The sequence below is a fragment of the Janthinobacterium sp. 75 genome (genome assembly GCF_004365495.1).
In the GTDB taxonomy this organism is placed as follows: Bacteria; Pseudomonadota; Gammaproteobacteria; order Burkholderiales; family Burkholderiaceae_D; genus Janthinobacterium.
This window is the reverse complement of the sequence record NZ_SORD01000001.1, coordinates 2,082,485-2,104,768: the sequence shown is the minus strand read 5'-3', so window position 1 is coordinate 2,104,768 and position 22,284 is coordinate 2,082,485. Positions and strand designations below refer to the sequence as shown.

Sequence of the window (22,284 nt, the reverse complement as noted above, 5' to 3'; positions counted from 1 at the left end):
CGTTTTGCTTTAGCATGGCCGCCATCGTCCTTCTTTCTCACGCCACCATCATGCCGCCACGCGCCTCTTCTTCCAAAACCACCATCATCGCCGGCATCCTGGCCGGTTTGCTGGCCGCCGGGCTAGGCGCTTTCTACCTGCACCAGCAATCCGCGCCGCACGCTGACAATGGCCCGGTCGCGAGCAGCCAGGCGGCGCAGGAGCAGAACGCGCGCGCCGTCGATGCGCTGATGGCATTGCCGGAAATCAAGGCATGGTCGGCCCACATCGAAAAGGCTACCGGCGGCCGCGCCCATGGAGCCGTGATGGAAACGTCGCCCGAGACGCGCCTCGTCGATGGCGTCGCGTGCTATCAGCTGAGCTTTTTCGAAAGCACGCCGGACGCGGCCCACCGCTGGGAAAGCTTTGTCGTCACGCCCGACGGCAAGCGCATCCTCGTCGACGACATCGTCACAGGCGACCTGCTGAGTCTGGAACAATGGCGCAAGGACAACGCGCCCATGCAGCGCATCGCCACCCAGTAATTGCCCCTACGCCGGCGCCCCTTGCGGCGCCGCGCCGCGCACGCGCGCCACCCACCACACCGTCCACAGCGACAAGCCTGCCGCCAGCCAGCCATTCATGCCATAGCCGCTGATATGGCCGGCCGCATCCGTCTGCAGGGTCAGGCCTCCCATCCACGCGCCCAGGCCGCTGCCCAGGCTTTGCAGGGCCGAATTGGCACTTAGAAACGCACCGCGCTTGTGCGGCTCCGGTATCGTCGTCAGCAGCGCCTGCAGCGGTATCGTGCGGCCCGAGACGAGGGCCATAAAAAACGGAAACACCAGCATCAGCGCCAGCAGCGGCAACTGAGGCAAATGCGTCATGAACAGCAGCGGCGCGATCGACATCAGGGAGACCCAGCGGTACACCTGCTGCTTGCCGGCCCGGTCCGCCCAGCGGCCGATCAGGCGCGCCGTGAAGATCGTGGCGCAGCCGCCCGCCAGATACACCCACGTGACGTCGGCCGGCGCCAGCCCCATATTGCCCACCAGCACGGGCGAAATAAAGGGAATCACCAGCATGCCCGCCGTCATGTTGACGATGGACAAGGCAAACGCTTCCAGGTGACGCCGTTCCCGCAGCAGCGCCAGCAAGTTGGGCAGCACCTGGCGCAGCGGCGTGGGAGCCGCGCCCATGTGCGCCGTCAACGATGGCAGCACGCGCGCAGCGCCCAGCCAGATCAGCAGCGACAGCACAACCAGCAGGAAAAACGGCGAGGCCCAGCCAAAGTGGGCGGCCAGCACCACGCCGGTGGGCACACCGCCCACGGCCGCCATGGCAAACGAGGTCATGACAATGCCCGTGGCCGCGCCACGCCGCTCGGCGGGAATCACGTCACCGATGATGGCCATGACGATGGCGCCCAGCACGCCGCCCGTCAGCCCCGCAAAGGCGCGCGACCACAGCAGCACATGGAAGTTCGGCGCCAGCGCACAAGCCAGGTTAGACACGGTAAACAGGCAAAACATGGTCAACAGCAGCCTCTTGCGGTCGAAGCGGTCGATATACGTGGCCGCCAGCAAGCCGGACAGGCCCGCGCACCAGGCATACGCGGAAACGGCGCCCGAGACGGCAGCGGGGCCGATATGGAACGCCTGCATCAGCTGGGGCGCCAGCGGCATCATCACCATGAAATCCATGATGACGGTAAATTGCGTGAGCGCCAGCAGCCACAGCATCGCGCGTTCGCGCGCCGGGGTCAGCATGGGAACAGGCGCGACCTTCGATGCGGCCATCATGCCAGCGCCTCGATATCGGTACGGGCCTGGCGCAGGATGGCGCGCACGGCATCGAGGCGACGGGCATCGGGCTCGCCCGCTCGCCCGCGCGCCAGCACGGCCGCCTTCAATTCGTGCATCAGCTGGCGCAGATCGTCTTCCGCGCCGGCCGGCGCATCGACCCTGGCGGCAATCGCGTCGACATAGGCGCGGTTCGCTGCCAGGAAGGCCAGCCCCTCGGGCGTGATGCTGTGCAGTTTCTTGTTGCCATCGAGGCTGACGACGACATAACCATGGCCCACCAGGCCATGCATGAGCGGATAGATGGCGCCGGGACTGGGCGCATACGCGCCGCCGGCGCGTTGGGCTATGGACTTGATGATGTCGTAGCCATGGCGCGGCTTGTCGGCGATCAATTGCAGCACCAGATAGCGCAAGGTGCCCGCATCGAACATTTTGGGTCCGCGGGCAAGCGGACTGCCAAGCGGGCCCGGCGTGTCTCCCTGAGGGTGGATTGCCGCGCCTACGGGGTATGCCCCGCGCAAAAGATGGAACATGGTGCATCCTTAAGATATATCGCAATAAGATATATCTTATGATTGAAAATGGCACATTGCAAGGTTTACTTTCCGGCATCGAAGACCGATACTCGCCCACATGCCCGCCACCTCTGTCCGCCCCCTCACGCCAGACGACGCCAGCGCCTACCGCGCGCTGCGCCTGGCCGGCATCGCCGAACTGCCCGCCGCCTTCTGCACCACGCACGCGGCGGAAAGCGGCTTGCCGCTGGCACAGATAGCCCAGCGCTTGCGTGCCACTCCCCACCAAATAATATTTGGCGCTTTCAATGGAGAACAGTTGATCGCCATTGCCGGCCTGCGCCGCGAACCGATTGCCGTCGTGCATGACAAAGCCAGCCTGTGGGGCGTCTATGTGGCGCCGCAGGCGCGTGGATGCGGCGCGGGACGGGAGCTGGTACAGGCGGCCATCGACCATGCTTGCGCCATTCCCGAACTGGGCCGCGTGCGCCTGGCCGTGGCGCAGGACAACCACGCCGGGTTGAACCTGTACCTGGGCTGCGGTTTTGCCCTGGCGGACAGCCCCGCATCGGAGGGCATGCTGCAATTGCAGCTGTTACTGCCCCGCCCGGCGCGTGCAAGTGCAAGCGCAAGTGCCGAAAGTAATGTCTTTATGAAAATCAATACCTTACAAATCCCTGCAAAATAGCAGCCAGACCGTTTTTCCTGTTGCAAGCAAACGCGGCAGGCCTTAGCATCGCGGCTTACAAAAAAAACTTGGGGAGAGCCAATGTCATCGGCCGAGACACAAACCGCCACGGGCAAGATGCCCCGGCAAATACCGTACATCATTGCCAACGAAGGCTGCGAACGTTTCAGCTTTTATGGCATGCGCAACATCCTGACGCCATTCCTCATCAGCACCTTGCTGCTGATGATCCCGATCGACCAGCGCACGGGCGAAGCCAAGCACGTCTTCCACACCTTCGTCATCGGCGTGTATTTCTTCCCGCTGCTGGGCGGCTGGCTGGCCGACCGCTTCTTTGGCAAGTACAACACCATCTTCTGGCTCAGCCTTGTGTATTGCGCGGGCCATGCCTGCCTGGCCGTGTTTGAAAATAGCGTCAACGGCTTCTATTTCGGCCTGTTCCTGATCGCCTTCGGTTCCGGCGGCATCAAGCCGCTGGTGGCCTCGTTTGTGGGCGACCAGTTCGACCAGACCAACAAGCACAAGGCCAAGCTGGTATTCGACCTGTTCTACTGGATCATCAACTTCGGCTCCTTCTTCGCTTCGCTGCTGATGCCGATGTTCCTGCGCGACTTTGGTCCGTCAATCGCCTTCGGCATTCCCGGCTTGATGATGCTGGCCGCCACCATCGTCTTCTGGATGGGCGCCAAGAAATACGTGCACGTGCCGCCGGCGCCGCCGAATCCAGACTCGTTCACCCGCGTGGCCCGCACCGCCCTGCTGGCGCGTGTCGATGGCGGCTCGCGCCCGGGCCTGTATGTGGCCTACGTCGGCGTGATCGGCGCCCTGTATGCGTTCTACAGCATTCCCGAATGGGGCTTCGTGATTTCGGCATGTACGGCGCTGGTCTTACTGCTGGCCTTCGGCAGCATCGGCACGGCCATGCAGCTGGAACGCGCGCGCGGCATCCACCCGGACGAAGCCGTCGAAGGCGTGCGCGCCGTGCTGCGCATCCTCGTCATCTTCGCCCTCGTCACGCCGTTCTTCTCGCTGTTCGACCAGAAGGCTTCGACGTGGATCGTGCAGGCGAACACCATGGAAAAACCAAGCTGGTTCCTGCCGGCGCAGATGCAGGCGCTGAACCCGATGCTGGTGATGCTGCTGATCCCGTTCAACAATCTGGTGCTGTACCCGATGCTGAACCGCTTCGGCCTGGAAGCGACGGCCCTGCGCCGCATGACGGCCGGTATCGGCTTTTCCTCGCTGGCCTGGATCGTCATCGGCCTCTTGCAGCTGGCGCTTGACAGCGGCAACGCCGTCTCCATCATGTGGCAAATCCTGCCATACGCCTTGCTGACATTCGGCGAAGTGCTGGTCTCGGCGACGGGCCTGGAGTTTGCATACAGCCAGGCGCCCGTCTCCATGAAGGGCGCCATCATGAGCTTCTGGAATTTGTCCACCACCGTCGGCAACCTGTGGGTGCTGATCGTCAACCGCAGCGTCATGAACGAAGGCGTGATCGGCAAGATCGCCGAAAGCGGCATCAGCGTGACGGCCTTCCAGATGTTCTTCTTTGCCGCCTTTGCTGCCGTGGCAATGCTGGCCTTCGGCCTGTATGCAAGGCGCTACAAAATGGTCGACAACTACCGCCAGGCGGTCATCCCGGCAAAAGCCTGATGCCTGTTTGAACTGTCGCAATGAAGAAGGGCGCCCTCGGGCGCCCTTCTTACGTCGTCACCGTCGGCGCGTCGCGCCCCGTGCGCTCGCGGATCTGCGCCAGCTGCTGCGCCACCGCGATCAGTCCCGCCAGCGCTTGCTGGGTCGGGATGTCATGCTGCGCCAGATCGGCTTCATAGCGCTCCAGGTACAGGCGCAGGGTGGCGCCTTCGGTGCCCGTGCCGGACAGGCGCAGCACGATGCGCGCGCCATCCGTCATGATGATGCGGATGCCCTGCTGCTTCGCCACGGAGCCGTCGACGGGGTCCGTGTAGCTGAAATCGTCGGCCAGCGCCACCGTGTAGCCATCGAACACCTGGCCCGGCAAGGCGGCCAGCTGGCCGCGCACGGCTTCCATCAACTGCTGCGCCCCGGCGCTGTCGATATCTTCATAATCGTGGCGCGAATAGTAGTTGCGGCCATACGTGGCCCAATGCGCGCGCACGATGTCTTCCACCGATTGCTGTTTTTGCGCCAGCAGGTTGAGCCAGAACAAGACGGCCCACAGGCCATCCTTTTCGCGCACATGGTTCGAGCCCGTGCCATAGCTTTCCTCGCCGCACAGGGTGGCCATGCCGGCGTCGAGCAGGGTGCCGAAGAATTTCCAGCCCGTCGGCGTCTCGTGGCACGGTATGCCCAGCGCGCTAGCGACCCGGTCGGCCGCGCCGGATGTGGGCATGGAGCGGGCGATGCCGCTCAAGCCCCCACGGTAGCCGGGCGCCACGGTAGCGTTGGCGGCCAGGATGGCCAGACTGTCCGAGGGCGTCACGTCGAAGCGCCGGCCGACGATCATGTTGCGGTCGCCGTCGCCGTCCGAGGCGGCGCCGAAGTCGGGGGCATCCTCAGCGGCCATGATGGCGATCAACTCTTGCGCGTTGACGGGATTCGGATCCGGATGGCCGCCGCCGAAGTCTTCCAGGGGCACGCCGTTAATGACGCTGCCCTTCGGCGCGCCCAGCATGCCTTCCAGGATGGCCGTCGCATACGGGCCGGAGACAGCGTGCATGCCGTCAAAGCAGATGCGCAGGCCGCCCGCGAACAGGGAGCGGATGGCGTCGAAATCGAACAGCTGCTGCATCAGTTCCCCGTAGTCGGCAACGGAGTCGATCACTTCGACCGTCATTTGCTCGATGCGCACCGAACCCGGTTTGTCGAGGTCGATGTCGGCAGCGTCGCTGATGCGGTATTCGGTGATGGCTTGCGTGCGGGCGTAGATGGCTTCGGTGACCTTTTCGGGCGCCGGGCCGCCATTGGCGATGTTGTACTTGATGCCGAAGTCGCCATCGGGGCCGCCCGGGTTATGACTGGCCGACAGGATGATGCCGCCGCTGGCGCCATGCTTGCGGATCACGCAGCTGACGGCCGGCGTCGACAGGATGCCGCCCTGCCCCAGCAGCACGCGCGCATAGCCGTGCGCGGCCGCCATGCGCAGCACCGTCTGGATGGCCGCGCGGTTGTAAAAGCGGCCGTCTCCGCCCAGCACCAGGGTCTGGCCATGGCAGTCGCCGAGCGTGTCAAAAACACTCTGCACGAAGTTTTCCAGGTATTGCGGTGCGCTGAAGACAGCCACCTTCTTGCGCAAACCTGAAGTGCCGGGCCGCTGGCCGGCAATCGGCGCCGTATTGATAATTTGAATAGCCATCTTGTCTCCCTATCAACTTCCGATGGTAACGCATGCCAGGCGCGCGGCAAAGCGTTGTACGTCTGCCACGGTGCGGTAAACCGCTTAGCGCGACATCCCGGCATGCCATATAATGAGAATCATTCTCATATGCGGCATTCCTGGCTGCGGACTTATACATCGGACGCCGTGGTTGCACGCTATTACCAAGAACTGTTGAACTTTTGCTGGCGCAGCTTGCGCAACCGCGAAGCTGCTGCCGACCTGGTGCAGGAAAGCTATGCGCGCGTGCTGGGCGAAGCGGCCGTGCGCGAACCGCGCGCGCTGCTGTACCACACGGCGCGCAACCTGCTGATCGACCAGCACCGGCGCGCCACCTTGCGCCAGCACGAAGCGCTCGACGCCTTGCCCGATACGGCGCATCCGGCCGCGCCGCGCCATTTGCAGCCGGAACAGGCGCTGGAAAGCAGCCAGGACTGGCAAGCCTGCGTGGCCGCCATCGACGCCTTGCCGCCCCGCTGCCGCGACGCCTTTGTGCTGCACGTCTTCGAGGAATTGCCGCACGCGCAAATCGCCGCGCGCATGGGCATTTCCGTGAGCATGGTGGAAAAGCATATCGCTCGCGGCATGCTCAGTTGCCAGGCGCAGTTGCGTTCTCTGCGGGAATGCGCATAATGCCGTCCATGACCGCCCACCCGCCACGCCATGATTTCGGCCCCTCTGCCCAGGAGCAGGCGGACTTGCGCGAGCATGCCGCTTTTGCCGCCACGCAGGATGGCGTGGCGCTGGCGGCCGCCACCTGGTTCAGCCGGCGGGGCAACCTCGATGCACAGCAACAGGCCGACTTTGCCGCCTGGCTGGCGGCCGATGCGCAGCACGCGCAAGCGTATGCGCAGCTAAAGGATACGCACCGCGCAGCGCGCAAGATTCCCGCGCAGGTGGCCGCCCGCTGGGCAGTGCCACCGGCGGCGCCAGCGCCATTTCCCCGCCGCCCGCTTCTGCGCTCCCTGCGCGTGCTGCCGTATGCGGCCGCCGCCATGCTGCTGCTCAGCGTGGGCGCGGGCGGCTATCAGTGGTGGCAGCAACAAGCCGTGTTCAGCCAGGCGTATGCCACCATGCGCGGCCAGCGCCTGACCGTTGCCCTGCCAGACGGCAGCAGCGTGCAGCTCGATACGGCCACGCAGCTGCACGTCACCCTGTACCGCCAGCGCCGCGAAGTGCGTCTGGCGCACGGTGAAGCGCTGTTCCAGGTGCAAGCGAAGCAGGGCCAGCCCTTTGACGTGCTGAGCGGTCCTTTGAAAGTGACGGTGGTGGGCACGCAGTTTTCCGTACGCAACACCGTGGTCCACGACGGCCAGCTGCGCGTGGCCGTGCAACATGGCCAGGTGCGCGTGGCGGTCGCAGGAAAAGATCTGGTCGACCTGCGGGCCGGCCAGGGCATCAGCAGCGATGCCAGCGGCCGCCTGTCGGCCATCGCCAGCCTGGCCCCAGGCAGCGTGGCGCCCTGGCGCGACGGCCGTGTCACCTTCGACAATGTGCCGCTGGACGCGGCGCTGGCCGAATTCGAGCGCTATGGCGACACGGGCCTGGCCGTGCGCGATCCCGCCGTGGCCAGGCTGCGCATCGGCGGCAGTTTCAGCCTGACACAGCTCGACCGCTTCGCCTCTGCCTTGCCGCAGCTGCTACCCGTACACGTCGTACGCGATGGTGCCATCAGCGAGATCCGCATGGCGGAAAAATGCCTGCGCAAGCCCCTGCGATGCGGCTGCCTGAAAAATAAATGCAAATAGTTCGCATTCTCAGGTGAGGATTTGGCTCGCTACCGCGTCTACCAAGTTAATCGACAACAAATTAACCTGGAGAAATGCAACATGTGGTCCCCCCGCCTCAATCTGACACCCGCCCCGCTCGCCCTGGCCGCCATGCTGGCCCTGGGCAGCATTTCCCTGGCAAAGGCGCAAACGGCGCCCACCGTCAAACTGGCCATCGCCGCCCAGCCGCTGGGGCAAGCCCTGAATGAGCTGGCGCGGCAAGCCAATTTACAACTGCTGTTCGCGCCGGAACTCGTGGCCGGCAAGACGGCGCCCGCCGTCAGCGGTACTCTCAGCGTGGCCGACAGCCTGGAACGCCTGCTGGCCGGCAGCGGCCTGGCAGCTGCCATTGACGGCAACAGCGTCATCATCCGCCCCACGCCTGCCGCCACGGGCAAGGTGGCGACCCTGGCGGAAATCACCGTCAGCGCGCGCCAGGAGGCGACGACCGATACCGAGCTGACCAAGTCGTATGCGGCGCAGGCGGTCAGCATCGGCAAGGGCCGGCAAAGCCTGCGCGAGATTCCCCAGTCCGTCTCCGTGCTGACGCGCCAGCAACTGAACGACCAGAATTTGCTGAGCCTGGACGACGCCATGCGCGGCGTGACGGGCATCACCGTCGAAGCGAGCAGCACGGGCGGCAACCACGGCAACTTTTATTCGCGCGGCTATGCGCTCGACGCGGTGCAAGTCGATGGCGTGATGACGCCGGCCAGCACGGGCAACGACCTGTCGGCCGGCTTCGGCCTGGCCATCTATGACCGTGTGGAAGTGTTGCGCGGCCCCGCCGGCCTGTTCCAGGGCGCGGGCGACCCGGGCGGCACCATCAACCTGGTGCGCAAGCGCGCGCGCGACACCTTCGCCGCCAGCGGCGTGCTCAGCGCCGGTTCCTGGGACCGCTACTATGCGGAGGCGGACGTCACGGGCCCCCTGAGCGCAGACGGCAGGTTGCGCGGCCGCCTGGTGGCCGCCTATGAGCACCGGCGCTCCTTCGTCGACCACGTGTATGCAGAAAAACCGCTGTTGTACGGCACCGTTGCCGTCGACGTGGCGCCTGGCACCGTACTGACGGGCGGCGTCACCTACCAGGAATACAAGGGCCGCCCCGCCTTCGGTCTGCCCGCGTATGAAGACGGGCGCCTGCTCGACGTGCCCCGCTCCACCTATCTCGACCCGGCCTGGAACCACATCACGGAAAAGGTCACGGAGTACTTTGCCGAATTCGAGCATAAACTGGACAACGGTGGCCAGTTCAAGGCGACTGCCCTGTACCGTGAGCAGGACGAACCGTCGCGCAATTTCGGCTGGTCCGACTGTTCGGCCGATCCTGTCACGGGCGACAGTTGCCTGGTCAGCTGGAACTACCGCAGCCACTGGAAGACGCAGGGACTCGATGCCTGGCTGGCCACGCCCTTTCAGGCGTTTGGACGCAGCCACGACCTGATCGTGGGCGCCGACTACCGCCAGGTGCACAAGAATTTCCAGTATGGAGGCGGAGACAATGCGCCGATCAATATTGTTCATCCTGACAACAATATCGCGCAGCCCAGCTACACTTTTTCCAACGGCAACGACAACCGCACCAAACAGTTCGGCCTGTATGCGCGCACCCGCCTGCAGGCGACGGACCGGCTAGCCGTCAACCTGGGCGGGCGCCTGACGCATTGGGACAACCACACCGTCAATCGCAATGCGTATTTCAATCAGTTCACCGATGTCAGCAACACCATCAATGCGAAATTTACGCCGTACGCGGGCCTGGTCTACGAGCTGGACAAGCAAGTGTCGGCCTACGGCAGCTACACGCGCATCTTCACGCCCCAGTCCACCACGGACGCGGCCGGCCAAACCCTGAAGCCACGCACGGGCCAGCAGTTCGAGCTGGGCCTGAAGGCGGAACTGTTTGACAAGAACGTCAACGCGCATGCGGCCCTGTTCCGCATGGAAGATGAAAATCGCGTCATGCCCGATCCGGCCAACCCGCTGTTTTCCATCGGCGCGGGCAAGATGCGCAGCCAGGGCATGGAAGCCGAACTGAGCGGAAGCCCCCTGCCTGGCTGGAACATCACGAGCGGCTATTCCTACACCAGCACGCGCACCCTCGAAGGCAGCGACGACCAGAAGGCCCAGCTGTACACCTTCATCGCGCCGCGCCACAATGTCAACGTGTGGACCAATTACCGGCTGGCCGGCGCGCTCGATAAAATCAGCGTGGGCGGCGGCTTGCGCAGCGTCAGCAGCATGTACCGCCTGAATGGCCCTGTGAAATTCGAGCAGGGGCCCGTCACCACGGTGGGCTTGCAGGCTGGCTACCGCCTCAGTCCCAAGCTGGAGCTGTCGCTGACGGTGAACAACCTGTTCGACAAGAAATACTACACGCGCGTGTGGGCCGCCTATGGTTCCAACTTCTATGGCGAACCGCGCAACGCCATGCTGACCCTGCGCGGCCAGCTGTAACCCTTGCACCGCAGGACGGCCGCCGCCAGGAATGAGGCGGCCGTCCTCGCTTACAACACTGCACTCTTGCATGTCTCACAACCCCGAACTATAATAAGAATAGTTCTCATTCACATTTAGACTCCTCCAGAGCCTGCGCGCAGTCGCCTGACCGATGCGCGGCTGGATGACACGCTGCGCCAGCCAGGCACCACCGCCAAGCAAGCCTCCCACACCAAAAAAACGCCAGCCGCTCGACGGTGGGCACACGAGAAGAAGGTTGTTTCATGGCGCAAGCACGTTCGTTGGCCGGCATGGTTGCCGGCCCGTTTTCCCCACATATTGGCAACATCAGCCTGCGTCCGCTGGTCGTCGCCGTGCATTCAGCCTTGCTGACGGCGGCGCTGGGCGCAGGTGCAGCCCTGGCAACGGAGGTGCCTGCCAAGCCCGAGGAAGCCACCCTCAGCGAGATCAAGGTGCAAGCCCAGCAAGACAAGGCATCGACCGAGCACACAGGTTCCTACACGACAAAACAGATGGCCACGGCCACGCGCATGGGCTTGTCGATCCGCGAAACGCCGCAATCGATTTCCGTGGTGACGCGCCAGCGCATGGATGACATGGGGCTGAACAGCCTGGCAGAGGTGCTGGTGCAGTCGACGGGCGTGACGGTGCAGGAAAATGACAGCGAACGCACCAATTTTTCGGCGCGCGGCTTTTCCATCGGCAATTACCAGATCGATGGCGTGGCCGTCAATTCCGGGTCCAATGCACTGTTCGACACGGCCATCTATGACCGCATCGAAATCGTGCGCGGCGCCACGGGCCTGGTCAGCGGCAATGGCGACCCGTCGGCCACCATCAACATGCTGCACAAGAGTCCCGGCAAGGAGTTCGCCGCCTCGGCCGGCCTGACGCTGGGTTCCTGGAGCAAGGTCCGGCTGGAAGGCGACATCAGTGCGCCGCTCAATGCCGATGGCAGTATCCGCGGGCGTGTCGTCGTGGCGGGCCAGAACCGCCATTCCTATATGGACCTGTACCAGGAACGCAAGCTGGTGGGCGCCGTCATCGTCGAGGCGGACCTGACGCCGGATACTCTGCTGACGGCCGGTATCGACTACCAGAAAAATACGCCGAAGGGCACGAGCTGGGGCACCACGCCCCTGTTTTTCTCTGATGGCACGCCCGCCAACATGCCCCGCTCGTTCAACATGGCGGCCAAGTGGAGCAGCTGGGAGCGCGAGTTCCAGAACAGCTATGTCTACCTCGAGCACCGCTACTCCAACGACTGGAAGATCAAGGCCGCCTACGGGCGCCTGGACAGCTCCTCGAACGGCAAGCTGTTCTACGGCGGCAGCGGCTATCCGAAACGCGACGGCAGCGGCCTGGAAGTCTGGAGCGGCGCCTTCCCCTACGATGAAAAACAGGACAACTTCGACCTGTCGGCCAACGGCACCTTTCCCCTGTTCGGCCGCCAGCACGACCTGGTGCTGGGCGTGAACGGCTGGAAGCGCGTTGGCACGACGAATGAAACCTTGCTGCCCGATCCGCTGCCATTTGCCACCACCATCCCCGACTTCCGCAACTGGACGGGCGACGTGCCCGAACCCAGCCTGACGCGCACGGGTGCGCGCGACGTCGCCACCACCAAACAGTCGGGTGCCTTCATCGCAACCCGCATCAATGTCACGGACAGCTTCAAGGTGCTGGCCGGCGCGCGCGTCTCCAAATGGGAAACCTACAACGACCGCTACGACACCCAGGGCCGTTTTGAAAAACGCAGCTCGGCCTACAAGACGGACGATGTCGTCACGCCATATGCGGGCATGGTGCTCGATGTGAGCAAAAGCACTTCGCTGTACGCCAGCTATACGGACCTGTTCAAGCCGCAAAACCTGAAGGACAAGAGCAACGCCTTTCTGGACCCGATCACGGGCAGCAACGTGGAAGCGGGCGTGAAGAGCGAATTCTTCGACGGCGCCGTGAACGCCTCGTTCGCCGCGTATGAAGCCAGGCAGGACAACCTGGGCGAGGAAGACAGATCTGTGCCACTGACCTTTGTGCTGCCGGACGGCAGCCGTCCCTATGTCTCGACGGGCAAAGGCACGAAAAGCCGCGGCTACGAGGCGGAAGTGTCGGGCAGCCCCTTGAGCGGCTGGCAGCTGTTCGCCGGCTACACGCACAGCAAATCGAAGACGGGCAAGGGCGTGGTGACCAACACCATCCAGCCGACCAACATGCTGCGCGTCTCGACCACCTACCGCCTGCCGGGCGAGCTGCAAAATCTCACCATCGGCGGCGGCTTGAACTGGCAGAACGAGATTTACACGACGGCCACCCTGCCAAATAAAAGCAAAATCCGTGTCAGCCAGGGCAGTTACGTGCTGGCCAACCTGATGGCGCGCTACCAGATCAGCCCGAAACTGTCGGCCAGCCTGAATGTCAACAACCTGTTCGACAAAACGTATTTCCGCCGCGTGGGTTTCTATAACGGCGGCTATTACGGCGAACCGCGCAACGTGGCGCTGAACCTGCGCTACCAGTACTGATGCACGCAGTCCTTGGGAACCCGGCCGATTTTCCATTCACATAAAAAGATAAGGGATACACCATGCACATCACTTCCATCGCGCGCCTCGGCGCCCTCGCCACCGCCCTGCTGGGCGCGGCCATCGCCTGCGGCAACGCCAGCGCGCACCAGATCTGGCTGCAGCAGGACGGCAAGGCGGCCAGCGTGTATTTCGGCGAATTCGGCGACAACCTGCGCGAAGCGTCGCCCGGCCTGCTGGACAAGTTCAGCATCAAGAACGTGACGTGGCTGTCGGCCAAGGGGGCGCAGCCGCTGCAGGCGAGCAAGACGGCCGGCGCGTTCATCCTGAATGGCAAGGTGGGCGCAGGCGAAAGCATCATCGTCGAGGAAGACAACTACCCGTCATGGGAAGAGAAAAAGGATGGCAAGGCCACGCGCACCGTGTGGATTCCCGCCGCGCGCCTGGTCGCCGACGGCAAGGCGCAGGCGCCCGCACTGACGCTGGACCTCGTGCCGACAGGCAAACCAGGCCAGTTCCAGGTCAGCTACCAGGGCAAGCCGCTGGCGCAGGCCAAGGTCAACGCCGTGGTGCAATCGGGCTGGGGCAAGGAAGCGTGGAGCGATGCGCAAGGCCTGGTCAGCTTCCCGCTGCCATGGAAGGGAAGCTATGTGCTGGAAGTCCAGCACACGGACAAAACGGCTGGCCAGCGCGGCACGCAAGCCTATGACAAGGCCATGTTCGTGACCACACTGAGCCTGGTGCAGCCGCAAGGCGTGACGCCGCTGCCGGCCGGCCCTGCCCTGCCACCGAGCAAGGATCACGACTGACCATGCAAGCGCCTGCCAATACTGAAATCACTGAAAAAATGGCGCGTCTGCGGCTCTCCGCCGGCGCCGTATACCGCCTCGGCGTGGCTACGCGCAGCGTGGCGGCCATCGTTGGCGGCTACGTGCTGGCAGCGCTGGTCACCATGCTGCTGTCGGTGAGCCTGCCCATGGCCCGTTCCGAAGCCGTCATGACAGCCACCCTGCTGTCGTTTGCCATCTACACCTGCGCCGTGATGTGGGTCTTCGCCACGCGCAGCGCCCTGCGCGCCTGGCTGGGCCTGGCGATCCCCGCCGCCGTCATCGCCGCCATCCTGCAGTGGATGGATGCACTATCCTGGAGTCTCGCATGAAAGAAGGTTTCCGCCAGTCGATGGCATGGCTGCACACCTGGTCCGGCCTGCTCGTCTGCTGGATCTTGCTGCTGGTGTTTTGCGCCGGCACGGCCAGCTACTACCGCAATGAAATCACACTGTGGATGCAGCCCGAGCTGCATGGCGCCGCCACCAGCCGTGTGAGCACCGAGGAAGCGGCCACTGTCGCGCAAAAAGCCATGCAGGAGCGGGCCACGGGCGCCACGCGCTGGTTCATCAGCCTGCCCGGCGAGCGCAGCCCCGCCACGCAGCTGGGCTGGAGCAAACCGTCGCAACCCGGTGAAAAGAAACGCGGGCGGCGCGGCAATTTTCATAGCGAAAAAGCCGACCCGGCCACGGGCGAGGTGCTGTCGAAGCCACGCGACACGCGGGGCGGCGAATTCCTCTACCGCCTGCATTTCGACCTGCACTACATGTCGGCCATCTGGGGCCGCTGGATCGTGGGTTTCTGCGCCATGTTCATGTTCGTCTCCATCATCAGCGGCATCGTCACGCACAAGCGCATCTTCAAGGACCTGTTTACCTTCCGGCCGAAAAAAGGCCAGCGCTCGTGGCTCGACGCGCACAACGTGACAGCCGTGCTGGCCCTGCCCTACCACATCATGATCACCTACACGGGTCTGGTCACCCTGATGTTCCTGTACATGCCGTCCGGCGCCACGGCCGCCTACAAGGGCGACCAGGACGCCTTCTTTGCCGAAGCCTTTCCCGGCCGCTCGGGCGACAGCAAGCCGGCCGGCGTGGCCGCGCCCCTGACGCCACTGGCACCCCTCGTGCGCCAGGCGGAACAGCAGTGGGGCGGCAAGGTCGAACGCATCTCCGTCAACCACCCGGGCGACGCCAACGCCACCATTTCGCTGACGCGTGCCGGCGGACGCGATATGTCGTCGAAGCAGCCATCGATGGAATTCGATGGCGTTTCCGGCAAGCTGCTGTCCACCGATGGCGCCGCGCAGCCTGGCGCGGCCGCCACGCACGGCGTCATGGTCGGCTTGCACATCGCGCATTTCGGCGGACCGCTGCTGCGCGCCCTGTTCTTCCTGTCCGGCCTGGCCGGCTGCGCCATGGTCGCCACGGGCGCCTTGCTGTGGGCCGTCAAGACGCGCCAGAAGCAAGCCAAGGCGCTGGCCGCCGGCAAGCGCGCCAGCGTCGGCCTGCGCCTGGTCGAAGCGCTCAACATCGGCGCCATCGCCGGCATCCCGATCGCCTTCGGCGCCTACTTCTGGGCCAACCGCCTGCTGCCGGTGACGATGGAAGACCGGCCGAAGGAAGAAATCGCCTGCTTCTTCGGCGCCTGGGCCCTGGCCGCCATCATCGCCCAGCTACGCCCGTCGCGCGCCATGTGGCGCATGCAGCTGGCCGTAGGCGCCTTCCTGCTGGCGGCCCTGCCCGTGCTGAACGTCTTCACCACCAATTCGCACCTGGGCGTGACACTGTTCCTGGGTCGCGGCCCGGTAGCGGTGGCCGCCTTCGACCTGGTGGTGCTGGTGCTGGGCCTGGGCCTGGCGTATGCGGCGTTCAAATTGAAACCGCTGCCAGTGAAGGCGCCCAAACCCGCACCCATCGCCAAGCCGGCGTCAACGATGGAGGCCGCGTGATGGAGCTGTTAGCCAATTTCCTCGTCTTCGCCCTATGCTATGCGGGCCTGTCTTCGCTGTGCCTGGCCATGGACCGCCACTACGCCGACCTGCACGGACGCGGCGCCGAACCGCCCGCGCCGCTGCGCCGCCGCCTGCAGTGGACGGGCTGGCTGGCGCTGGCGGCCGGACTTGCCTGGGCCATGCACATCGCCGGCGGCGGCTACGGCCTCGTCTACTGGATCGGCAGCCTGACGGGCTGTGGCTTGCTGCTGATCTGGCTGCTGCCCTACGCGCCTCACCAGGCCATGCGTCTGGCGCGCATGATCGGCGTGGCGGCCATGCTGGCCGCCAGCGCGATGGCCATTCTGTAGAGATAGTCCTGTGCCGCCACGGCGTGGCGGCACAGCAACAGCGCATTGCGCCAGCACGCTCACCGCGCTAAAATGAGAATAATTCTTATTTGCATTAAGGCCTTCTCCACCATGCCAGGCAGTCCGTTCGCGCCCTCCCCCATGCTTCCCACGCAACTTGAAAGCCATTACCGAGCACACCACGGCTGGCTGGCGCACTGGCTGCAGCGGCGCCTGGGTAATGCTGCCGAGGCGGCTGACCTGATGCAGGATACCTTCACACGCCTGCTGGCCGGCCCCACGGGGCAGCCGCAAACGCCGGCCCTGCGCACGCCGAAGGCCTATCTGGCGACAGTTGCCAAGCATTTGCTGATCAATCATTTACGGCGCCAGTCGCTGGAACGCGCCTGGGCCGATGCGCTGGCCGCGCAGCCAGAGCAGTACCAGCCCTCCGCCGAGCGGCGCGCGGAAATCCTGCAGGCGCTGCAAGCGGTCGACGCCATGCTAGATGGCCTGAAACCGAAGGTACGCGCCGTCTTCATCCTGGCGCAGATAGAAGGCCATGCGTACGCGGACATCGCCGCGCAGCTGGGCATCGGCGAGCGCTCCGTGAAGCGTTACATGGCCGAGGCGCTGACCGAATGCGTGCTGCTGGTGCCGGACTTGCCGGCATGAGCGCCGCTGCTCCGCTTTATCCTCCTCTGTCGCGCAAGGTGGCGCGCCAGGCCGTCGAATGGTATTTATTGGAGCAATCGGGCCAGGCCACATCGGATGACCTGACGGCGTCGGCGCAATGGCGCGCACTCGACCCGGAACATGCGCGCGCCTGGAGTAAGGTACAGCAAGTGAGCCAGACGGCCGGCCGGCTGCCGCCGGAGTTGGCCGTGCCCGTATTGCGCCGGCCGCAGCGACGCGCGGCCATGCAGATACTGCTGGCGCTGATGGCGGCACCCGCCACCTGGCTGCTGGCGCGCCATGAACTGCTGGCCGACTACCGCAGCAGCGTGGGCGAACGGCGCGAGGTGTCCTTGCCCGATGGCGGCACCCTTGTGCTCAACACGGAAAGCGCCGTCGACCTGGCGTATGGCGCCGACGAACGCCGGCTGACGCTGCGCCACGGCGAAGTACTGATACAGACGCGCCCCGACCACGCGGGCAGCCGCCCCTTCATCGTCGCCACCTGCCATGGCCGCATCCGCGCGCTGGGCACGCGCTTTACCGTGCGCGTCGACGACGACAGCAGCCGCGTGACGGTGCTCGAACACGCGGTGGAAATCACGCCGCGCGCGCCCTCGGCCACCGTGCGCACGCTCATGGCGGGACAGCAAAGCCGCTTCGACGCCAGCCACGCCAGCCTGCCCGCGCCGGCGCCGCCGCAAGCCGATGCATGGGCGCGTGGCATGCTGGCGGCGCAGGACATGCGCCTCGATGCCTTCGCCTTTGAGCTGTCACGCTACCGCCCCGGCCTGCTGCGCGTGGAACCGCAGGTGGCTGGCTTGCGCCTGACGGGCGCCTTCCAGCTCGACGACACGGACGCCGTGCTGGACAGCCTGGCGCGCATGCTGCCCGTCGACGTGCTGTACCGCACCCAATACTGGGTCACTCTCGTGGCCCGCAAAAAATAGTTTATAAAAGATGGCCCTTTTTTTCGGCATGGCCTGTCCTGAGGGTATTGCAACGATATCTTCAACGACACTCCACCGGAAAGGCCAGACCATGCACCCACCCCGTTTGACTCCCCTCGCGCGCACCATCGGCAGCGCCGTGATCTTGCTGTCGCTGGCGCAGGCGCCGGCCCTGGCGGCAGCTTCCGCCACCGCCCCAGCCAGCACGCAAATCAGTTTCAGCGTGCCGCCGGGCGAGCTGTCCGCCGCCATCGCCAGCTTTGCCATCGAAGCAAAAGTGAGCGTGGGCGCGGCGGCCGAACTGCTGCAAGGCATGCGCACGCCAGGCCTGAACGGCAGCTACACGGTGCCGCAGGCACTGGCCCGCCTGCTAACCGGCACAGGACTGGAGGCGCTGCCCAGCGGAGAGCGCAGTTACGTGCTGCGCAAGGCGGGCGCTGCATCGCACGGCGCGCCGATCGCCGCCACGCTGGACGAAGTAGCCGTCAGCTCCAGCGCCCTGCGCGACGGCACCACGGAAGGCAAGCGCGGCTACGCAGGCCTGACCAGCGCCACGCGTTTGAACCTGTCGCTGCGCGAAACGCCGCAGGCGGTCAGCGTCATCACGCGCCAGCAGATCGACGACCAGGGTTTGCGCACGTTGCAGGATGTGCTGGTCCAGGCGCCCGGCATCACGGTCGACCATTCGTCGAGCACGCGCGAATACGACCAGGTGTTTTCACGGGGATTTGAAGTGACGTCGTACATGTTCGACGGCATCCCGACCAGCAAGAACCTGGAAGCACGCACCTACGACATGGCCATCTACGACAGGGTCGAAATCATCCGCGGCGCGACGGGCCTGATCAGCGGCACGGGCAGCCCGTCGGCGGCCGTCAACCTGGTGCGCAAGCGCCCGGGCCGCAGCTTTGCCGCCACGGCCGGCGCGCAGCTCGGTTCGTGGGACCGCTACCGCGTCGAAGGCGATGTCTCGACACCATTGACGTCGGACGGCAAGGTGCGCGCGCGCGTCGTCGCCGCGCATGAAGACCAGCGCTCGTTCATCGACCGCTACCAGCAGAAGAAGGACGTGCTGTACGCCATCGTCGAAGCGGACCTGACGCCATCGACAGTGCTCAGCGCCGGCATCAACTATCAACAGGAAAAGCTCAAGGGCGCGGGCCGCGACTTCCCCATGTTTTATGCCGACGGCTCGCAGACGCGCTTCCCCCGCTCGATGAACGGCACGGCCGCGTGGAGCACGTACGAGCGCGAACAGAGCATGCTGTTCGCCACGCTCGACCACTATTTCGACAACGACTGGATCGCCAAGGTCGCAGTCAGCCGCAGCAGCAACCAGTACGATGCCTTGCAGGGCTTTTCCGGCAATGGCTACCCGGACCGCGTGACGGGCGGCGGCATGCGGCTGTGGCTGGCCAACTGGCACAGCAAGCCGCAACAGACCTCGCTCGACGCCTATGTCAGCGGCCCGTTCCAGGCCTTCGGCCGCCAGCATGAACTGGTGCTGGGCGTGAGCGCCTCGGAACTCAAGACGAACAGCCCCATCTATCCGGGCTGGCGCCTCGATGGCTATGACTACACGGTGCCAGATATCCACGCCTGGAATGGCGATATGCCGGTGCCCGACTACAGCGGCACGCGTCTGGGCAGTTCGTACGACAAGGAACGGGAAAGCGGCCTGTATTCGACCCTGCGCCTGCGCCCGACGGATGCGCTGTCGGTGATCCTCGGCGCGCGCCTGTCGTACTGGAAGCGCGACATCCGCAGCGACTATTTCAATGACACGGACCTGTACGATGCGATGCGCGAAAACGGCAAGATCACGCCGTATGCAGGCCTCGTCTACGACCTGGGCCAGCACTGGTCGGCCTACGCCAGCTACACCAGCATCTTCACGCCGCAAAGCCAGCGCGACGTCAACAGCCGCTTCCTGGCGCCGCTCGAAGGCAAGAACTACGAAGTGGGCGCCAAGGGCGAATTCTTCGGCGGCAAGCTCACCACCAGTGCCGCCCTCTTCCAGCTGAAACAGGAAAACCTGGCCGAAGCCGATCCGGGCAATGTCTGGATCATCGGCACGGGCGGCGGTTCCTACGCCTATCACACGGTCAAGGGCGCCACCACGCGCGGCTTCGAAGCGGAAGTCTCGGGCCAGCTGCGCCCCGACTGGCAACTGACGGCCAGCTATGCCTACAGCCGCATCCGCAATGCTGCCGGCGCGCGCATCCAGACCAACCAGCCGCAAGCCATGGCCAAGCTGTGGAGCACCTGGCGCCTGGCGCAAGGCGTGCCGGGCCTGGTGCTGGGCGGCGGCGTGAACTGGCAGAGCAATATCTACATGGATGACCGCGGGCCGAACGGCGAACGCTTCACGCAGAAGGCGTATGCCGTGGCGGGACTGATGGCGCAGTATCAGGTCAGCAAGCAGCTGCTGGCGACCCTGAACGTCAACAACGTCTTCGACAAGAAGTACTACTCGACGGGCATGGGCGGATACTACGGCGATCCGCGCAACGCCGTGCTGTCGCTGCGCTATCAGTTCTGAATGACTTCACTACTTTTGAGCAGCGCCTCGATGCCCTCGGGCGCCATGGCGCGGCCGAGAAAATAGCCAAACGCCTCGTCGCAGCCCATCTCGGCGAGCAGTTCCAGCTGCGCGCCGCTTTCCACGCCGCTGGCGATGGTGCGCAGTCCGAGCGTGCGTGCCATCGCGACGATGGCGCGCACCATGGCACTGTCGTCGCCCGGCTTGCCCAGGTCGTCGACGAAGCACTTTTCGATCTTCACGGCATCCGTGGGGAAGCGTTTCAGGTAAGTGAGCGACGCGTCGCCCGTGCCGAAATCGCTGATGGCAATCGCCATGCCCAGTTGGCGGAACTGGCGCAGTATCAGTTCGCAGTTCTGGTTGCGGTCGATCAGGATGCCGGCGGCGATTTCCAGTTCGATGCAATGCCCCGGCACGCCGGCCGCCTCCAGCGCGGCGGCGAAATTGCGCGCGATATCGCGCTGGTAGAACTGGCGCGCCGACAGGCTGACGGACACCGTTAACACTTGCCCCTGCGCCATCCAGCTGCGTGCCTGTTCCACCGCCGTGGCCATCACCCAGGCCCCCACCGGCAGGATCAAGGCGCTTTCTTCCAGCACCGGCAAAAAATCGAGCGGCATCATCAGTCCAAGTTCCGGGTGCTTCCAGCGCAGCAACGCCTTCACTCCCGTGATCCTGCGCGTCTTCAGGTCCATGCGCGGCTGGTAGAACAGGGCGAATTCCTTGCGTTCGAGCGCATGGCGCAGGGCCGTCTCGAGGATGGTGCGCGAATACGACTGCGTCTGCATGCGCACGGCGTAACGCAAACAAGTACCCGGCGCATGGCGCTTGGCCGCGTACATGGCCAGGTCGGCCTTTTCGATCAGTGCATTGACGTCGTCGTCATCGTCCGGGTAGAGGGCCACGCCCACGCTGGCCGCCACCGACAGACTGTATTCGCTGATGACGAAGGGCGAGGCGATGGCGGCGACGATTTTTTCGGCCACCCGCTCGGCATCGTGCGCCGTGCGCAGTTCCGTCAGCAGGATGATGAATTCATCGCCGCCCTGGCGCGCCACCGTATCGACCTTGCGCACGCACTGCTGCACCCGACGCGCGAACTCCGTCAGCACCTGGTCGCCCACGTCGTGCCCCAGACTATCGTTGATGGATTTGAAGCGGTCGATGTCGATGAACAGCACGGCCAGCAAGCCCTGGTGGCGGCGCGCGTAGGCGATGCCGTGCTCAAAGCGGATCTGGAAATGCAGGCGGTTCGGCAAACCCGTCAGGCCGTCGTGGTGGGCGATGAATTCCAGTTGCTGCTCGGCGCGCCGGCGGGCCGATACATCGTGCAGCAGCAGCACGGCACCCCGCTGCGCCAGCGGCGCGCAACTGTACTGCACGTCAATGCGCTTGCCATCGAGATGGCGCAGCAGCACCGCGCCGCGCGCCACTTCCAGCACTTCCTGCTGCGCCACGCACTCGCGCACCTGGCGCGCCGCATCGATGGGCGTGCCGTCCTGGAACAGCGGCAGCAGCTCCGTCACGGGCTGGCCCAGGCCATCGCCGCCCAGCAGCCCACCGATGGCGCTGGCGCGGGGATTCAGGTACTGCACCACGCCGTCGTGGTCGGTGCCGATGACAGCCGCCGGCAGCGCGTGCAGCAGCGCCAGCGCATCTGCCATGGGCTGCGCCTGCGCCGCCTGCAGCACTACGCCATTCGCCTGGTGCATGCGCCAGGCGCGCGCCGCATGCCACTGGCAGGCCAGCAGCACGCTGAGCACCACGGCAAGGGCCAGGCACAGCGCCAGCAGCAGCGCCGTCATGCGTCACCCGGCAGACGGAAAGTGAGGAACATGGTTTTCCTTTGCAACGCGCGCCATGCGGCCGGGCGCAGATCCATGCGGAAAGGAAATAGTATAAGAATTT

18 protein-coding genes are annotated in these 22,284 nt (G+C 64.9%); 14 read left to right on the top strand and 4 right to left on the bottom strand.

Translation table 11 applies throughout. The features are described from left to right. Positions 1-14: 14 nt before the first annotated feature. Complete coding sequence (locus C8C89_RS09560; protein ID WP_133989615.1) at positions 15-524, top strand: hypothetical protein; 510 nt, start codon at positions 15-17, stop codon at positions 522-524. Between the two features lie 6 nt (positions 525-530). Here C8C89_RS09560 and C8C89_RS09555 read toward each other — a convergent pair whose 3' ends face one another. Both C8C89_RS09555 and C8C89_RS09550 read right to left on the bottom strand, forming a co-directional pair. Next, positions 531-1,781, bottom strand: coding sequence for an MFS transporter (locus tag C8C89_RS09555; RefSeq protein ID WP_133989613.1), 1,251 nt, complete (start codon positions 1,779-1,781; stop codon positions 531-533). Next, positions 1,778-2,215 carry a PadR family transcriptional regulator gene (locus C8C89_RS09550; RefSeq protein ID WP_133989611.1) on the bottom strand — a complete coding sequence of 146 codons (438 nt, stop codon included), beginning with the start codon at positions 2,213-2,215 and terminating at the stop codon, positions 1,778-1,780. The genes C8C89_RS09555 and C8C89_RS09550 overlap by 4 nt, the downstream gene beginning before the upstream one ends. Before the next feature lie 202 nt (positions 2,216-2,417). Between C8C89_RS09550 and C8C89_RS09545 the strand changes: the two genes are divergently transcribed. Together C8C89_RS09545 and C8C89_RS09540 are read left to right on the top strand one after the other, a co-directional pair. After that, positions 2,418-2,987 carry a GNAT family N-acetyltransferase gene (locus C8C89_RS09545; RefSeq protein WP_133989609.1) on the top strand — a complete coding sequence of 190 codons (570 nt, stop codon included), beginning with the start codon at positions 2,418-2,420 and terminating at the stop codon, positions 2,985-2,987. A gap of 81 nt (positions 2,988-3,068) precedes the next feature. Next, complete coding sequence (locus C8C89_RS09540) at positions 3,069-4,643, top strand: oligopeptide:H+ symporter (RefSeq protein ID WP_133989607.1); 1,575 nt, start codon at positions 3,069-3,071, stop codon at positions 4,641-4,643. A gap of 49 nt (positions 4,644-4,692) precedes the next feature. Here the strand turns inward: C8C89_RS09540 and C8C89_RS09535 are convergent, their stop codons facing one another. Further along, complete coding sequence (locus C8C89_RS09535) at positions 4,693-6,324, bottom strand: alpha-D-glucose phosphate-specific phosphoglucomutase (protein WP_133989605.1); 1,632 nt, start codon at positions 6,322-6,324, stop codon at positions 4,693-4,695. Positions 6,325-6,453: 129 nt separating this feature from the next. Between C8C89_RS09535 and C8C89_RS09530 the strand changes: the two genes are divergently transcribed. The 11 genes from C8C89_RS09530 (at position 6,454) to C8C89_RS09480 (ending at position 20,376) form a co-directional block, all read left to right on the top strand. After that, the gene (locus tag C8C89_RS09530; protein ID WP_133989603.1) at positions 6,454-6,978 is read left to right on the top strand and encodes a sigma-70 family RNA polymerase sigma factor; all 525 of its coding nucleotides are present in this window, start codon (positions 6,454-6,456) and stop codon (positions 6,976-6,978) included. Next, positions 6,978-8,093 carry a FecR domain-containing protein gene (locus tag C8C89_RS09525; RefSeq protein ID WP_243857960.1) on the top strand — a complete coding sequence of 372 codons (1,116 nt, stop codon included), beginning with the start codon at positions 6,978-6,980 and terminating at the stop codon, positions 8,091-8,093. The genes C8C89_RS09530 and C8C89_RS09525 overlap by 1 nt, the downstream gene beginning before the upstream one ends. Positions 8,094-8,174: 81 nt before the next feature. Then, entirely contained in the window at positions 8,175-10,571 is a 2,397-nt protein-coding gene (locus tag C8C89_RS09520; RefSeq protein WP_133989601.1) for a TonB-dependent receptor, read from the top strand. 266 nt (positions 10,572-10,837) lie between these two features. Next, the gene (locus tag C8C89_RS09515) at positions 10,838-13,099 is read left to right on the top strand and encodes a TonB-dependent siderophore receptor (protein ID WP_133989599.1); all 2,262 of its coding nucleotides are present in this window, start codon (positions 10,838-10,840) and stop codon (positions 13,097-13,099) included. Positions 13,100-13,161: 62 nt separating this feature from the next. Continuing rightward, entirely contained in the window at positions 13,162-13,908 is a 747-nt protein-coding gene (locus tag C8C89_RS09510; protein ID WP_133989597.1) for a DUF4198 domain-containing protein, read from the top strand. Between the two features lie 2 nt (positions 13,909-13,910). Then, entirely contained in the window at positions 13,911-14,258 is a 348-nt protein-coding gene (locus C8C89_RS09505) for a DUF3649 domain-containing protein (RefSeq protein ID WP_133989595.1), read from the top strand. Continuing rightward, on the top strand, positions 14,255-15,877 hold the full coding sequence (locus C8C89_RS09500) for a PepSY-associated TM helix domain-containing protein (RefSeq protein ID WP_133989593.1): 1,623 nt from the start codon (positions 14,255-14,257) through the stop codon (positions 15,875-15,877). Before C8C89_RS09505 ends, C8C89_RS09500 begins: the two co-directional genes overlap by 4 nt. After that, positions 15,877-16,230, top strand: coding sequence for a DUF3325 domain-containing protein (locus C8C89_RS09495; protein WP_243858283.1), 354 nt, complete (start codon positions 15,877-15,879; stop codon positions 16,228-16,230). Before C8C89_RS09500 ends, C8C89_RS09495 begins: the two co-directional genes overlap by 1 nt. 111 nt (positions 16,231-16,341) lie before the next feature. Further along, entirely contained in the window at positions 16,342-16,884 is a 543-nt protein-coding gene (locus tag C8C89_RS09490) for a sigma-70 family RNA polymerase sigma factor (RefSeq protein ID WP_101482534.1), read from the top strand. Further along, positions 16,881-17,834 (top strand): FecR domain-containing protein, encoded by a 954-nt coding sequence (locus C8C89_RS09485; protein WP_243857959.1) that lies wholly within the window; start codon positions 16,881-16,883, stop codon positions 17,832-17,834. Before C8C89_RS09490 ends, C8C89_RS09485 begins: the two co-directional genes overlap by 4 nt. Positions 17,835-17,925: 91 nt before the next feature. Continuing rightward, the gene (locus C8C89_RS09480) at positions 17,926-20,376 is read left to right on the top strand and encodes a TonB-dependent receptor (RefSeq protein ID WP_101482536.1); all 2,451 of its coding nucleotides are present in this window, start codon (positions 17,926-17,928) and stop codon (positions 20,374-20,376) included. Here the strand turns inward: C8C89_RS09480 and C8C89_RS09475 are convergent. Next, complete coding sequence (locus C8C89_RS09475) at positions 20,367-22,181, bottom strand: EAL domain-containing protein (RefSeq protein ID WP_133989589.1); 1,815 nt, start codon at positions 22,179-22,181, stop codon at positions 20,367-20,369. The genes C8C89_RS09480 and C8C89_RS09475 overlap by 10 nt on opposite strands. Positions 22,182-22,284: the final 103 nt, after the last annotated feature.